At 72.5% G+C, this 13774-nt stretch carries 11 protein-coding genes; all 11 read right to left on the bottom strand.

Annotated features, from left to right (window positions below; translation table 11 throughout):
- Positions 1-16 precede the first annotated feature (16 nt).
- The 11 genes from ABZ463_RS25315 to ABZ463_RS25365 all read right to left on the bottom strand — a co-directional run bounded on the left by ABZ463_RS25315 (position 17) and on the right by ABZ463_RS25365 (position 13773).
- Positions 17-1120 (bottom strand): hypothetical protein, encoded by a 1104-nt coding sequence (locus ABZ463_RS25315; protein WP_362779605.1) that lies wholly within the window; start codon positions 1118-1120, stop codon positions 17-19.
- A gap of 197 nt (positions 1121-1317) precedes the next feature.
- The gene (locus tag ABZ463_RS25320; RefSeq protein ID WP_362779607.1) at positions 1318-2496 is read right to left on the bottom strand and encodes an FAD-dependent monooxygenase; all 1179 of its coding nucleotides are present in this window, start codon (positions 2494-2496) and stop codon (positions 1318-1320) included.
- A 231-nt stretch (positions 2497-2727) separates the two neighbouring features.
- Positions 2728-5730: a BTAD domain-containing putative transcriptional regulator gene (locus ABZ463_RS25325; RefSeq protein WP_362779610.1), complete on the bottom strand. Its 3003-nt coding sequence runs from the start codon at positions 5728-5730 to the stop codon at positions 2728-2730.
- Positions 5731-5849: 119 nt separating this feature from the next.
- The gene (locus ABZ463_RS25330; RefSeq protein WP_362779612.1) at positions 5850-6614 is read right to left on the bottom strand and encodes an SDR family oxidoreductase; all 765 of its coding nucleotides are present in this window, start codon (positions 6612-6614) and stop codon (positions 5850-5852) included.
- A 114-nt stretch (positions 6615-6728) separates the two neighbouring features.
- Positions 6729-8120 carry a hypothetical protein gene (locus ABZ463_RS25335; protein WP_362779614.1) on the bottom strand — a complete coding sequence of 464 codons (1392 nt, stop codon included), beginning with the start codon at positions 8118-8120 and terminating at the stop codon, positions 6729-6731.
- Between the two features lie 76 nt (positions 8121-8196).
- Positions 8197-8937, bottom strand: coding sequence for an alpha/beta hydrolase (locus ABZ463_RS25340; protein WP_362779617.1), 741 nt, complete (start codon positions 8935-8937; stop codon positions 8197-8199).
- 126 nt (positions 8938-9063) lie between these two features.
- Positions 9064-10020: a UDP-glucuronic acid decarboxylase family protein gene (locus ABZ463_RS25345; protein ID WP_362779620.1), complete on the bottom strand. Its 957-nt coding sequence runs from the start codon at positions 10018-10020 to the stop codon at positions 9064-9066.
- Positions 10017-11039 (bottom strand): glycosyltransferase family 9 protein, encoded by a 1023-nt coding sequence (locus ABZ463_RS25350; RefSeq protein WP_362779622.1) that lies wholly within the window; start codon positions 11037-11039, stop codon positions 10017-10019. The genes ABZ463_RS25345 and ABZ463_RS25350 overlap by 4 nt, the downstream gene beginning before the upstream one ends.
- Before the next feature lie 104 nt (positions 11040-11143).
- Positions 11144-11824, bottom strand: coding sequence for an SDR family oxidoreductase (locus tag ABZ463_RS25355; protein WP_352015014.1), 681 nt, complete (start codon positions 11822-11824; stop codon positions 11144-11146).
- Positions 11825-11842: 18 nt separating this feature from the next.
- Positions 11843-13225: a D-glycero-beta-D-manno-heptose 1-phosphate adenylyltransferase gene (gene rfaE2 / locus ABZ463_RS25360; protein ID WP_362779625.1), complete on the bottom strand. Its 1383-nt coding sequence runs from the start codon at positions 13223-13225 to the stop codon at positions 11843-11845.
- Positions 13222-13773, bottom strand: coding sequence for an SIS domain-containing protein (locus ABZ463_RS25365; RefSeq protein WP_352015012.1), 552 nt, complete (start codon positions 13771-13773; stop codon positions 13222-13224). The genes rfaE2 and ABZ463_RS25365 overlap by 4 nt, the downstream gene beginning before the upstream one ends.
- Between the last annotated feature and the right edge of the window lies 1 nt (position 13774).

A 13774-nucleotide genomic window follows, 5' to 3' on the forward strand; every position in this document is an offset into this window, starting at 1 on the left:
ACGGACTTCGGACCTGTCAGGCGGCCCGCCTGAACCCGAAAGCATGGAGGTTGTGCCAGATCAGCGCGTAGCCATCGGTGCTGACCCCCAACGGCGCCGCGGGCAGGTCGCCGCCGAGCACCTTGCCGGTCCTGTCGTCCAGGGCCAGGTAGAGAGGCTCGGCTCCCGGCTCCTGCTTGACCTTGAGGTAGGCGATTCCGCCGAAGGCCGACTCGACCGACACCTCACGCTGGTTTTCCACAGCGGGGACGCGGAGCTCACCGGTCCTGGAGTCGATCAGCGTCAGTGGCCCGTCGCACAGCACGGTATCGCTGTCGGCGTCGAAGGCGGACGTCGCGCATCGCACACCCACCGAGTTCGAAACCTCGAACCCGCCCAACCGCTCACCCGTCATCAGGTCGTACAGCGAGTGCGTGGAGGACATCCCGTCCGACTGCCAGGTGAACAGGGAGTCGCCGACGACGGTTCTGCCCTGCACATCTCGCGGTAGCCGCCAGAGCAGGCTCCCGCCCTTGGACAGGTCGAAGCCGTGGACGACCGCCGCCTCATCGTCCAGGAGCGTCCCCCTCGGCCAGTACACCGCCTTGTCCTCGATGACGCCGAGCAGGGAGTTCTCCTCCTCGGCACCGATCGGCAGGGCGACAGCCTGCTCGCCCGCGAGGGTGGACAGCTTGGACACGTTGACAAGACCGGCTCCGTCCGCCTCGCCTTCGGCGACGTAGCCACCGACGAAGAAGGTGCCGCCCTCCGGCGAGCGCCAAACCTCCGCCCCCGTCTCGTCAACCACCAGGTCGGACATCTGGATGGACTCGGCGGTCAGCCCCGACGCGGCCAGTTGCCGCTTGTGCCGTACCACTGCCACCGGTTTGCCGTGATCGGTGTCCACGCGCAGGGTCGCGTCCTCGTCTTCGATCGGGATGCTCTTGAGCTCTTTGCCCGTGGCGGCGTCGATCACCTGGAGGGCGAGGGCGTCGGCGGCCCGCCCGAGTACGGCGAAGGACTTGCCGACGGCGACGGCGTCACGGATGGAGCCGAGGGGTATCGTCCACGCCTGCTCCGTCGCGAGGCCCGGCAGGGCGGGGCCCTCGTAGGCGGGTCCTGCCGGTGCGGGTTCCGCCACGGCCGGAGCGGATCCTTCCGGCGTGGGCGCTGAGCACGAACAGAGCAGGAGGACGAGCAGTGGAGCCAGTAATCGACTGGACATTCCTGGAACGTATGTCCAAGATCATCCCTTGTCAACGAGGTCAAGCCAGTTTGTCGGGTACGGAGTTCGGATCTTCGGGCCGGTCAAGGCGGCGCCGCGCAGGTGAGGACCGCCTAGTTCCCATAGTCACGGAGGACGACGTTCTCGGCGACCCTGCGCGTCTTCTTGACCATCATCTGCTTGCCCGGCAGGTACGGCATGACCTTGTAGTACCGGTGGAGGAACGCGGTCAGAAGGCGGCTCTCCGGGACCATGTACCCGGCCACGCCCTCTCCCATCTTCTGGCAGCCCTTGGCGTACTCCCGCATCGTCTCCTCGTAGCGGGCGAAGGCCGTCCTGTGGTCGCCGCGCGCGGCGGCCAGCTCACCGGCCAGGACGTACGCGCCGACGAGGGCGAGCCCGGAGCCCATGCCCGAGAGCGAGGAGGGGCAGTAGGCGGCGTCACCGACCAGGGCGACCCGGCTCTTGGTCCAGCGGTCCATGTGGACCTGGCCGACCGAGTCGAAGTAGAAGTCGGGAGCGTGACGCATCTCCCGCAGCAGCCGGTCACTCTCCCAGCCGTTGCCCGCGAAACGCTCGGCCAGCACGGCCTGCTGCCGCTCCACGTTCCTGCGGACGCCCTCCAGCAGCGGTGAGGCGAAGTAGAAGACGGCCCTGGCCTCGGCGTTGCCGTTGGAGCTGTACATCGCCACCAGCTTGCCCGAGGTCAGGTAGGCGTGCCCGGTGCGGTCGAGGCCCAGGTGGTTGCCGGTGGTGAAGATCGCGCAGTAGACGCCCAGGTGCTTGACGTAGTCCTCCTCCGGCCCGAAGGCCAGGCGGCGGGTGTTCGAGTGCAGCCCGTCGGCGCCGATGACCAGGTCGAACCTGCGCGGCGCGCCACGCTCGAAGGTCACGTCGACCCCGTGGCCGTTCTCGGTCAGCGAGGTGATGGAGTCCCCGAAGACGTACTCGGCCCGGTCCCTGGTCGCCTCGTAGAGGATGCGGGCCAGGTCACCGCGGAGGATCTCGACGTCCCCGGAGAACAGGTCGTCGGGCATCCTGGTCTGCGGCCTGCCCGTGCCGTCGACGTACCACGTGGAGGTGATGTCGGTCTGGACGGCTTCGAGGTCGGTGAGCACCCCCATCCGGCGCAGGATCGACAGGTGCGCCTTCCCGCGGAAGTCAACGGCGTAACCCCCCTCACGCAGCGCCGGGGCACGCTCGACGATCGTGACCTTGAAACCGTGGTGGGAGAGCCAGTAGGCGAGCGCGGGACCGGCGACCGAGGCGCCGGAGACCAGGACGTTTCTCATGCCGCACAGCTTCACGCGACACGCTCACCGCGGGCTCACCGCGAACTCACCGCCTCCGTCCCGAGGCTCACACGACGTTTCCGGGAGCCGCCTTGGCCCCGGGTCATGCGGTGTCCGTCTTCGCTCCGGGAGCCGCCATGGGTTCTTCGGAGCCCACACGGTGTTCGTCCTCGTTCCGGGAGCCGTCCTGAGCCTGCCGGCCTGGTTCCGAGGCCCGCATGACCACAGAGGTCACACCGCCCTGGCCCCGGAGCTCACCGCTTCGACAAGGCTCTCCGGCAGGCCGATCAGGCGCAGCGCGTCCGCCCCGGGGGCCCCGGTCACGGCCGTCGCGGACTCGGCGGCCTGCCGGAAACGCGCCCTGGCCGTGGCCCGGTCGCCACGCGTCTCGGCGAGGCTGCCGAGTCCGGCGAGCAGCCGTACCCGGTTGCCCACGCTCCTGATCCAGAGCGGGTCGATCAGCTCAAGCGCCTCGGTGTAGTGGCTCTCCGCCTCGGCGAGGTGGCCGTCCCGCAGGGCGATGTCCCCAAGCCCGCGCAGGGCGGCCCCGACGTAGTTCGAACTGCCCGCCCTCCGGGCCAGGGCGGCGGCCCTGTCGTAGTCGGCGCGGGCCGCGGCCAGGTCGGTCTCGACGAGCTGGTCACCCCGGTTGACCAGCAGGTCGGCGGCGTCCTCCAGGGCTCCGAGCTGGTCGGTGAGGTCGAGTGCCTCGTCGATCAACGCGACCGCCCGGGTACGGTCGCCACGCGCGACCGCCAGACCGGCGAGCGCGTCCAGGGCCAGCGCGGTACCCCACCGGTCGCCGAACGCGCGGAACTCCTCGACGGCCCCCTCCCAGACACGCGCGGCCTCCGCCATACCGGGCAGGCCGCTCTCCCCGAGGGAGTCGCCCTCGCCGAAGAACTCCCCCAGAGCCCCGAACCCCAGCACGTACCGGGCGACCGCCCGCGCCCACCCGTGAGGGCAGTCACGTTGGGCGGTGACCAGCGCGAACGTCTCCAGCGCGCCCTCCCCGCCCGTGTTGTGCATCATCCACAGCAGCAGGACGGCCGGATACCGCCCCGGCCGGTCGCCCGGCCACGCGGCGGCCAGCGCCCGCCCCGCCGCGGCGCGGTGCCGCCGCCACACCTCCCGGCCCCCGGGACCGGAGGCGGCCAGCAGCACGCACACCGCGTACTCCTCGCCGAGCCCGGCGGGCGGCCGTTCACCCATCACGTCGAGCAGCGCGACGGCGTACGGCGCGACCGAGAGGGAGACGCCGCGAATCCACAGGTAGGCCGAGGCCGTGGCGAGCAGCTCAAGGCCCACGGCCGTGTCCGAGGACTCGACGGCCCAGCGCACCGCCGCGGGCAGGTCGCCGTGCTCACGCGCCAGGACTCCCAGCCACTCCAGCTGCCGTGTCCGCAGCAGGTGCGGGGCGGCGGTCCTGAACAGGTCGAGGACGGCACGCGCGTGGGCACGCCGTACGGGCTCGGCCTCCCCGGCCGCGTCGAGCTGTTCCGCACCGTAGGCGCGGATGGTCTCCAACATCCGGTAACGCCCGCCGACGACCTCAAGAAGAGACTTGTCGACCAGGGATTCCAGCGTCTCGCCGTCGATGCCGCACACCCGTGACGCGGCCTCGGCGCTCGCACCCCCGGTGAAGACGGTGAAACGCCGCGCGGCCCGCTGTTCGGCCTCCGGCAGCAGGTCCCAGCTCCACGCCACCACCGACCGCAGGGTCCTGTGCCGCTCCTGGGCGGTACGGCTGCCGCGTGCCGCGACGGCGAGCCGGTCGTCGAGCCGCCCCGCGAGGTCGTCGAGTTCCAGGGTGCGCAGCCTGGCCGCCGTGAGCTCGATGGCCAACGGCAGATTGTCGAGGGCCGCGCAGATCCGCCGCACGACCCGTTCGGTACCACCGTCGGCGGTGCCGACGGCCGGGGCGACGGCGAAGCCACGCCGTACGGCACGGGCCCGGTCGGTGAACAGCCGCACGGCCGCCTCGTCGTCGAGGGGCCGTACCTGCCACAGGTGCTCCCCGGTGATCCCGAGCGGTTCCCTGCTCGTCGCCAGCACCCGCAGCCGGGGGCAGGCGGCCAGCAGCCGGGCCGCCAGCGGAGCCACCTCCTCCACGAGGTGCTCGCAGTTGTCCAGGACGAGCAGGAGCACCCGGTCGGCGAGCGCCGCGATCAGGCGGTCGACCGGCCGTCGCTCACCGACCTCCAGACGCAGGCCGTTCTCCCGCAGGCCGAGCGCGCCCAGCAACGCCTGCGGCAGCTCGGCGCCGTCCCGCAGCGCGGCGAGCTCGACGAAGCACACGTCGTCGGCGGCCCTCCCCGAGGACCTGGCGTCCGCGGCGGGTCCGGCGACCCCCGGAGCCCCGGCGACCTCGACCGAGAGCCGTGTCTTGCCGACGCCGCCGGGACCGACCAGGGTGACCAGCCGGGCCGTCCGCAGCAGCTCGGCGACCTCGGCCACCTCCCTGGCCCGGCCGACGAAGGACGTCAGCTGGGCGGGCGGCGCGACGGGCGGGGGAGACGGGTCGGCGGCCAGCAGTTCCCGGTGCAGCGCGAGAAGTTCGGCCGAGGGGTCGGCGCCCAGCTCGTCGGCCAGGTGCCTCCTGGTCTCCTCGAACGCCGCCAGCGCCGCGGCCTGCCCGCCCTCGGTGAACAGCGCGCGCATCAGCAGCCCCGCCAGCCGTTCCCGCAGCGGGTGACGGCCGACCAGTTCCCGCAGCTCGGGCACGAGCGCGCGGTGCCCGCCGAGCCGCAGCTCGCCCTCCATCCGGTCCTCAAGCGCCGTGAGCCGTAGCTCCTCAAGACGGACGGCGGCCGGACCGCCGGTGAGGTCGGCCAGCGCGGGCCCCCGCCACAGCGCCAGCGCCTCCCGAAGGAGTGCCACCGCGCGTTCGGCGTCCTCCTCCCGCAGCGCGGCCCGCCCCTCACGTGCCAGCCGTTCGAACCGGAAGGCGTCCACGTCGTCGTGGGGAACCACGATCCGGTAGCCCGCCCCGGCCCGTTCGATGGTCGCCGCCGTGCCGAGAGCCGTACGCAACCGGGACATCTGCGACTGCAGGGCGTGCGCGGACAGCGCCTCGTCGGGGTTGACCTCGTCGGCCAGCCGATCGGCGGAGACCACCTCACCGGGGTTCACCAGCAACAGCGCGAGCAACCCGCGACGGGCGGGACCTCCGAGCGGAATCTCACTCCCGTCATCGCGCCACGCACAGGTCTGCCCAAGGAGCCCAAACCGCATATAAGCGATTATCCCCGTTGCCGGTCTCCCGATCACGCGGGACCACGGCTGGAGAACAGGCCGGTCATCACGGTGCCTCCTGGGAGACGACCCGGGCCGCGACCGGCGCCGAAGGACGGTCACCCGATGGGACCGAGGTAGGTCCCTCCGGAGACGTCGATGGTCTGCCCGGTCACCCAGCGGCCCTGGGGGCTCGCCAGGAAGGCGACGACGTCGGCGACGTCCTCGGGCTCGCCGAGCCGTCCCAGCGCGGTGATGGCCTCGAACGCGGTGACCACCTCGGGGATGGACGTGTGACCCGCGGTCATGTCGGTCCGCACCACACCGGGCGCGACCGTGTTCACCGTGATCCCGCGCCCGCCCAGCTCGTTGGCCAGGGACGGCGCCATCGCCTCGATCGCCGCCTTGCTGACGGTGTAGCCGATCTGCATGGGGACCGCGATCCTGGTGGCCGTCGAACCCATGTTGACGACGCGGCCCCCGTCGTTCAGCAGCGGCAGCGCGCGCTGGATCACGAAGAACGGCGTGCTCACGTTGATCGCGAGCAGCCGTTCGAACTCCTCGGGGGTGACCTGGGAGATCGGGTTGATCGACGCGATGCCCGCGTTGTTGACCAGGATGTCGAGGCCACGCCCGGCCAGCCCCTCGGTCAGCCCCTCGAAGAGCAGGTCGATCGCGCCCGGCTCACCGAACCTGGCCCGTACGGCGAACGCCCGGCCGCCCTCCTTCTCGATCCGCGCCACCGTCTCGCGGGCCGCCGCGTCGTCACCGCCGTAGTGGACGGCGACCAGGGCCCCCTCGGCCGCCAGCCGTACCGCGACCGCCCTGCCGATGCCCCGCGAACCACCCGTGACCAGCGCAGTCTTGTCGGCGAGAACACCCATCAGAACTCCTCGATCTCGGCCGGCCCTCGGTGTGGCCCGGCGACCCCCCAACCATGAAGCCCGCCCCTCACCGCGCCCTCACCACGGGCTCACCGCTCCTCCCCTGATACCGGGTCACTCATCGTCCTGGAGGGATCCCAGCCGGGCTGTCAGGAAGGCCTCGGCGTCGGGCCAGGGGAGGGGTGGGGGGATCGGGTACGTCGTCCTGATTCTGCTGAGTTCCCGGTGGGCGCGGGCCAGGCCGGCGAAGTCGCGTGGGTGGGCCCGGGGGTCGCCGCCGGTGAACACGCCCACCTTCTCCGCCCGTGCCAGGACCTGACGCCACTGCTCGATCGAGGCCAGCCCGACGGACTCGACCCCGTGGGAGAACAGCAACAGCCTGATCTCGGCGAAGGGGTCGGAGCGGTCGAGATAGCCGGTCAGGCTCGCGAGTGAGGGCTCGGTGTTGAAGACCATCCAGTACGGCACCGACCCGCTGCGCAGCGTCCACCACGGTTCGAGGAGCAGGAAGCACTCGGCGAGCAGCCGGTCGGCGGGCAGGTCACGCCGTCGGTACCGGTCCCGGTAGAGGTCGGCGACCACGGGGCTGAGCTCCTCCGGCTCCGTGAAACGCAGCCGCAGCAGCCGCCAGCCGTTGCGGGCGGCCAGCTCCCGCAGGTCGGGAAGCAGTGAGGGCTCGAACCCCCATTCGGCCTCCGGGCTCTCCTCGTCAACCGGCGGGTAGTCCCACCCGCGATGCGGAGAGCCGTAGCGGCGTAGGTAGTCGGCGACGCGGGGGCCGCCCTCCTCGTACTCCCGTGGCGTCGCCCCGCCGAGCGCGCCGTGCTGGAAGACATGGCGGGGGCCGACCCGTGTCACCGGCCTGCGCAGGCCGCATTCGACGACCACCAGGGTCGCGCCGGGCTCCAGGCTCGCCTCAAGGAAACGCCGGTAGGCCTCGGGCAGACGCCGCCACTTGACCCGGAAGTAGGTCATCCCCGCGATCATCAGCCGGTCCTGGTTGGCGTCGTGCATCTGGTGCAGGACGAGGTCCGGGTTCGCGCTGGTCAGAGCGTTTCCGGCCTCCTGGGTGGCGAGGAGGTCCCGGCGGGGTTCGTCCGGATGGACGCCGCGACGCCGTACCGGGATCAGGAGGGTCTGCGGCAGCCAGGGGGCGGCCACGGCGGCGGCCAGGTGGACCAGGGCGCCGTTGGACGACCCGACGAAGGCCACCTGGCCACGGCGCCGGGGGTAGTGGCCGGTGACCCACCGCGCCAGGTCGTCCGACCTGATGTCGCCGACCCGGTTGGGTGGTACGGCCTCGGCCCAACCACTGGCGGCGTAGGCCTTTTCCTGGAGCGGACGCGGAAGCCTGTTGGCCAGGCCGAGTACGGCGGAGGCCCACGGCTCCGCCCACGCGGGCCCCTGCCCGATGAGCGGCACGTCACGGCCGTGCAGGAAACGGGAGAGCGCGCGCAGCATGCCGGTCGCCGAGTCGAACGACGCCACGACCTTGCCCGGTTTCACGGCCCGACCTCCCTCGGAAGGTTCGTCACGGCCCGGCCGGGGAGAGGGCTGACAGGCGTCAGCCGGTGGGGCGCTCTCACGTTCGCACCTCCGCCAGGAAGTCCGTCACGATCCGGGCGAGACCCCGAGGGTCGCGGTAGGGCGTCATGTGGGGCAGCCCTTCCATGATCACCAGGCGTCCCCGTGGCAGCAGCCTGGTCGCCTCCTCCGCCCAGGGCTGGGGCACGAGCCTGTCGTACTCTCCCCGCACGACCAGGGTGGGAACGGTGACGAGGGGCAGTTTGTCCTCGATCCGGTCGCGGATCGACTCACCGAACGTCCCCAGCACCCGTCGTAGCCCCGCGTCGCGGTAGTCGGCCACGTTCAACGGCACCATCCGAGGGTCCTCCCGTACGGAGTTGCGCAGCCACTGACCGGCGAGCCGTACCGGGGAGCGGGAGTGCGGATCGACCGTGGGACCGGCCAGCACCAGGGCCGAGACCAGCTCGGGATGACGGACGGCGATGTCGACCACCACCTGGCAGCCGAAGGAGCCACCGAGCAGGCAGGGCCGTTCCAGTCCCGTCTCGGTGACCCAGGCGGCGACGACGTCGGCCAGAGTGGGCAGGGTCAGCGGGCGGGACGGCTTGGTGCTCGCCCCGAAACCGGGCAGGTCGAGGGCCCACGTGTCGTGCCGCTCCCCGAGCGCGTCGACGAAGGGCAGCAGTTCCCTGCTGGACACCCCGGCCCCGTGGACACAGACGACGGCACCACCGGGACCCCGCCGACGGTGACCGGCGACGGTGAGCCCGTCGACGACGAGGTCCCGCCGGTTCACCCGCACCCGCACTCCCCTCCCCGAACCTTGTGGGCCCCAAGGGCCTTCGAGCCTTTGTGAGTCCCGAGTTCCCGAGGCACTACCCCCGGTTCCGGCGGTGAATCGGTGGGACGCAGGCCCCGGAGCCTAGCTACGGGTGAGTTCCTCGGGGCGGTGGAGTTGGGCGGTGAACCAGTCGATGGTCCGGCGTAGTCCCTCGGCCGCCGGGACGGTGGCCTGCCAGCCCAGCCGGGCGGCGGCCAGGCCGGTGTCCGGGCGGCGCACGGCCGGGTCGTCGGTCGGGCGGGGGACGAAGACGATCGGTGAGGACGACCCGGCCAGGTCACGGATGGTGTGGGCCAGTTCGAGCATGGTCACCTCGGCGGGGTTGCCGATGTTGACCGGGCCCGCGAAGTCACTGTCGGCCAGGGCCAGGATGCCGGCGACGGTGTCGTCGACGTAGCAGATGGAGCGGGTCTGGGAGCCGTCGCCGGTCACGGTGATCGGCTCGCCGTGCAGGGCCTGGCGGATGAAGGTGGGGATGGCGCGGCCGTCGTACGGACGCATCCGGGGACCGTAGGTGTTGAAGATCCGCACGATCGCGGTGTCGGTGCCCGCGGCGTTGCGGTAGGCGGTGGCCAGGGACTCGGCGAAACGTTTGGCCTCGTCGTAGACACTGCGCGGGCCGACGGGGTTGACGTTGCCCCAGTAGGTCTCGCTCTGCGGGTGTTGCAGGGGGTCGCCGTAGACCTCGCTGGTTGAGGTCAGCACGAAACGGGCGTGCTTCTCCTTGGCCAGGCCCAGGGCGTGCAGGGTGCCCAGGCTGCCGACCTTGAGGGTGTCGATGGGGTGGCGCAGGTAGTCGACGGGGGAGGCGGCCGAGGCCAGGTGAAGGACGAGGTCCACGGCACCGGGAACATGGACAAAGCCGGTCAGATCGGTCTCGATGAGCCGGAAGGCGGGCCGGCCCATGAGGTGTTCGACGTTGCCGGGCGATCCGGTCAGGAAGTTGTCCATGCAGATCACCTCGTTGCCACGGGCCAGGAGGCGTTCGCACAGGTGGGAGCCGAGGAATCCGGCTCCTCCGGTGACCAGGACTCTCATGATGGGCTCCTTTCCTCTGCGGTCGGCAGGGTGGCGATGGCGGCCAGGACGTCGGCGGGGCTGATGGTCAGCAGACCGGGGTCGGGCCGGGTCGCGAAGGGGTCGCCGGTGCGGCCGCGCCAGAGCACCACGTGGTGCCCTCTCCCGGGCGGGGGACCCCAGCGGGCGGGCGGGGTGGGGCCGAAGAGCACGACAGAGGGGGTGGACAGCGCGGTGGCCAGGTGCGCGACCCCGGTGTCCCCGCACACCACCAGCCGTGCCGTCCCGACCAGCGCCGCCAGCCGCTCCAGTCCGGTACGGCCCGCGAGCACGGCTTCGCGGGGCAGCCCGGCGAGGGCGGCCACGGTGTGGGCGAGGTCGCGTTCGGCGGCGTCCCCGGTGATGAGAACGCGGTGGCCGTCACCGGCGAGGGCGGCGGCGACCTGGGCGAACCGGTCGGGGGGCCAGCGGCGGGCGGGAAAGGCCGCCCCGGGGTGAACGATCACATGCCCCGGCCTTTCGGCCTCCCCGGCCCATCCGGCGTTCACGGCCGTGCCCGCCGACCCGGCGACTTCGACGCCTCCGGTGAGCCCGGCCGGTTCGGCCTCCCCGGTCGTCTCGACGGACGGAACGGGCAGTGCCAGGTCGGTGGGGTCGGCGGCGATGCCGTACCACTCAAGCAGGGCGCACCAGCGCCCCACCTCGTGCCGGTCGTCCCGCCAGGCGGGGCCGGACACCTCCGGCAGGGCGGGATGGGAGTGGGTGAGCAACCGGCCGGGGGCGGTGCGCAGCAGCGCCGTGGTGCTCTGCGGTCCCGCGCCGTGCAGGTTGACCGCCACCTCGGCTCCGAGGAAGGGGACGGGCCCGGGGCCGTGGACGTTCAGGACCTCGTCGACGGCGCCGGTCAGCCGGGCCAGCCCGGCCAGTACGGCGGGCGCGGCCAGCACGATCCGGTGCCGGGGCCAGGCACGGCGCAGGCCGCGCAACGCCGGTACGGCGGTCAGCAGGTCGCCAAGGCCCAGGCCCCGCAGCACCAGCACCGTCGGCTCCCCCGCGTGCCGCGGCCCGGGAACCCCGGTGCCCGAAGGTCCCGGGACGGACGGCGGTGCGCCTGCCGGGAGCCGGCTCCGGGGATCGGGGGCGGTCACGGCCAGGAGGCCTCGGTCGAGGGGCACACGACCAGTTCCCTGACCTCGCATCCCGGCGGCTGGGACAGCGCGAACAGCACGGTGGCGGCCACGTCCTCCGGCGGGTTGAGCAGGGTGTCGGGACCCGGTTTGTACTGCTCGGTGCGGCCGTCGAAGAACGGGGTGCGCATCCCGCCGGGCACCAGCAGCGTCACCCCGACCCGTCCGGCCAGTTCCGCGGCCAGGGCGCGGGTGAACCCGACCACCCCGAACTTGGAGGCGCAGTAGGCGGTCGCGTCGCTGAGCGCCCGCAGCCCCAGCGTGGAGGCGCAGGTCACCACCCGTCCCCGGGAGGCGGTCAGGTACGGCAGCGCGGCCCGGACGACCGTGGCGGTGCCGATCAGGTTGACCTGGACGACCCGTTCCCAGGCGTCGGCGGGCACGTCCTCCAGCCGCCCGCAGGCGTCGATCCCGGCGGCGGTGACGACCCCGTCCAGACCTCCGGCGTGGTCGGCCAGCTCGGCCACGGCCCGTTCGGTCTGGGCGCGGTCGGTCAGGTCGGCGATCACGTGGTCGAAGCCGTTCTCCGGCGGGTTGACGTCCACGACCAGAGGACTGCCGCCCTCCTTGGCGACCGCGACGGCCACCGCCCGACCAAGCCCGGACGCTCCACCGGTTATCAGGATATTTCCAAGCATGTGAACCTCTTCTCAATGTCAGGAACGAGTGGTGCGCAGGGCGGTGATCAGCCCGGTGGTCGAGTAGCCGGGCACGGTCGGCAGGATCACGACGTCGCCGCCGCAGCGTCGTACGGTGTCGGCCTCGGGAAGGTCGGCCTCGGTGTAGTCGCCGCCCTTGACCCACACCTCGGGCCGGAGCCGTTCGACGACGGCGGAGGGCGTGTCCTCGTCGAAGACGACGACCGCGTCGACGCACTCCAGCGCCCGCAGCACCTCGACACGGTCCTGCTGGGCGATGACGGGACGGCCGGAGCCCTTCAGACGCCGTACCGACGCGTCGGAGTTGACGCACACGACCAGCGCGTCCCCGAGGGCCCTGGCACGGCGGAGCAGGCTGACGTGACCGGCGTGCAGCAGGTCGAAGCACCCCCCGGTCGCCACGAGCCTGCCACCGGAGGCCCGGACGAGGGCGGCCGCGTCCGCGCCGTTCGCCGACACGCGGGGTGGGGGGACGCCGGCGGGGGAGACGGACCGGACCGCCGCCGCCCCTCCGGCCTTCACGAACCGGGTGGCCTCGCCGACCGCCGCGGTGACCGCCTCCTCGACGGGCACGCCGCCCGCCAGGGCGAGGGTCGCGGAGACGGCGAACCTGTCGCCCGCGCCGCACGGGTCACGCCCGCAGGCCACGTCGGGCGGGGCGATACGGACGTGCCTGCCGTCCCGGCGCGCCAGCACGGCTCCCCGGTCTCCCAGGGTGACGGCCACCGCCCCCACCCCGAGTTCACCGGCCAGCCGCAGGGCGACGTCCTCCGGCGTCGCGTACGGCCGCCCGCACAGCCTGGTGGCCTCGGCCTCGTTCGGCGTGGTGAGGGCGCAGCCCGGCAGCGGGACGGCGCCGCGCGGATGCGGATCCCACACGATCGGGGCGTGGAGACCCTCAAGAAGGAGGTCCTCCAGCAGGGGACGGCACACCTCGGCGACACCGCGCCCGTAGTCGGAGACCAGGACCGCCCGCGCGCCGCGCAGCACCGCCGACAGGCGCCGCCGGAGCACCCGGTCCGTTCCGATCCTGGCCAGGCCGTCGCCCGAGTCGATCCTGACCAGGGTCTGGCCACCCGCCCTGACCCGGGTCTTGCGGACGGTGGCGCCCCGCAGCGGCAGCCGTACCACCCGAACGCCCTCGGGGAGCAGACCCGTCAGGTGACGGCCCGAGGTGTCGTCCGCGAGGGCGGTGACCAGGGTCACCTCGGCGCCGTCGCGGGCGGCGAGCAGCGCGGCGAGCCCGGCCCCGCCAGGACGCCGGTGCTCCACACGCACGTCGACGACGGGAGCCGGAGCCTCAGGGCAGAGCCGTTCCGCGCTGCCCTCGATGTCCACGTCGAGCAGGCAGTCGCCGACGATCACGATCGGGCCCGTCACGAGTGGTCCTCCTCGATCACGTCGCAGAGCATGTGGATCACCGCGAGGTGCACCTCCTGCACGGTGGCCACGTCCTGGACCGGGACCGCCAGCGTCTCGTCGCACAGCTCGGCCAGCGGGTTGGGGGCCGGGCCCGTCAGCGCCCACGTGGTCAGCCCGCACTCCCGCCCGGCCTGCGCCGCGGCCAGCACGTTGCCGCTGGCGCCGCTGGTCGACAGGCACATCAGCACGTCCCCCGGCCTGCCGTGCGCGCGCACCTGGCGGGCGTAGGCCTCCTGGGTGCCGAAGTCGTTGGCGATCGCGGTGAGGCTTGAGGTGTCGGCGTGCAGCGGGATCGCCGCGTACGGCCGCCGGTCGGCGCGGTAGCGGCCGACCAGTTCGGCGCTCAGATGCTGCGCCTCCGCGGCGGAACCGCCGTTTCCGCAGGTCAGCAACCGGCCTCCGCCGTTGAGCACCGCGGCGAGCTTGCTGCCCCACGCCTGGATTCTGGAGGTCTCCCGGTCGACGGAGACCAGGGTCGTGCTCAGCCGGAACAGATGAGGATGCATG

Origin of the sequence: Streptosporangium sp. NPDC020145 (assembly GCF_040631275.1) — a bacterium.
Lineage (GTDB): Bacteria > Actinomycetota > Actinomycetes > Streptosporangiales > Streptosporangiaceae > Streptosporangium.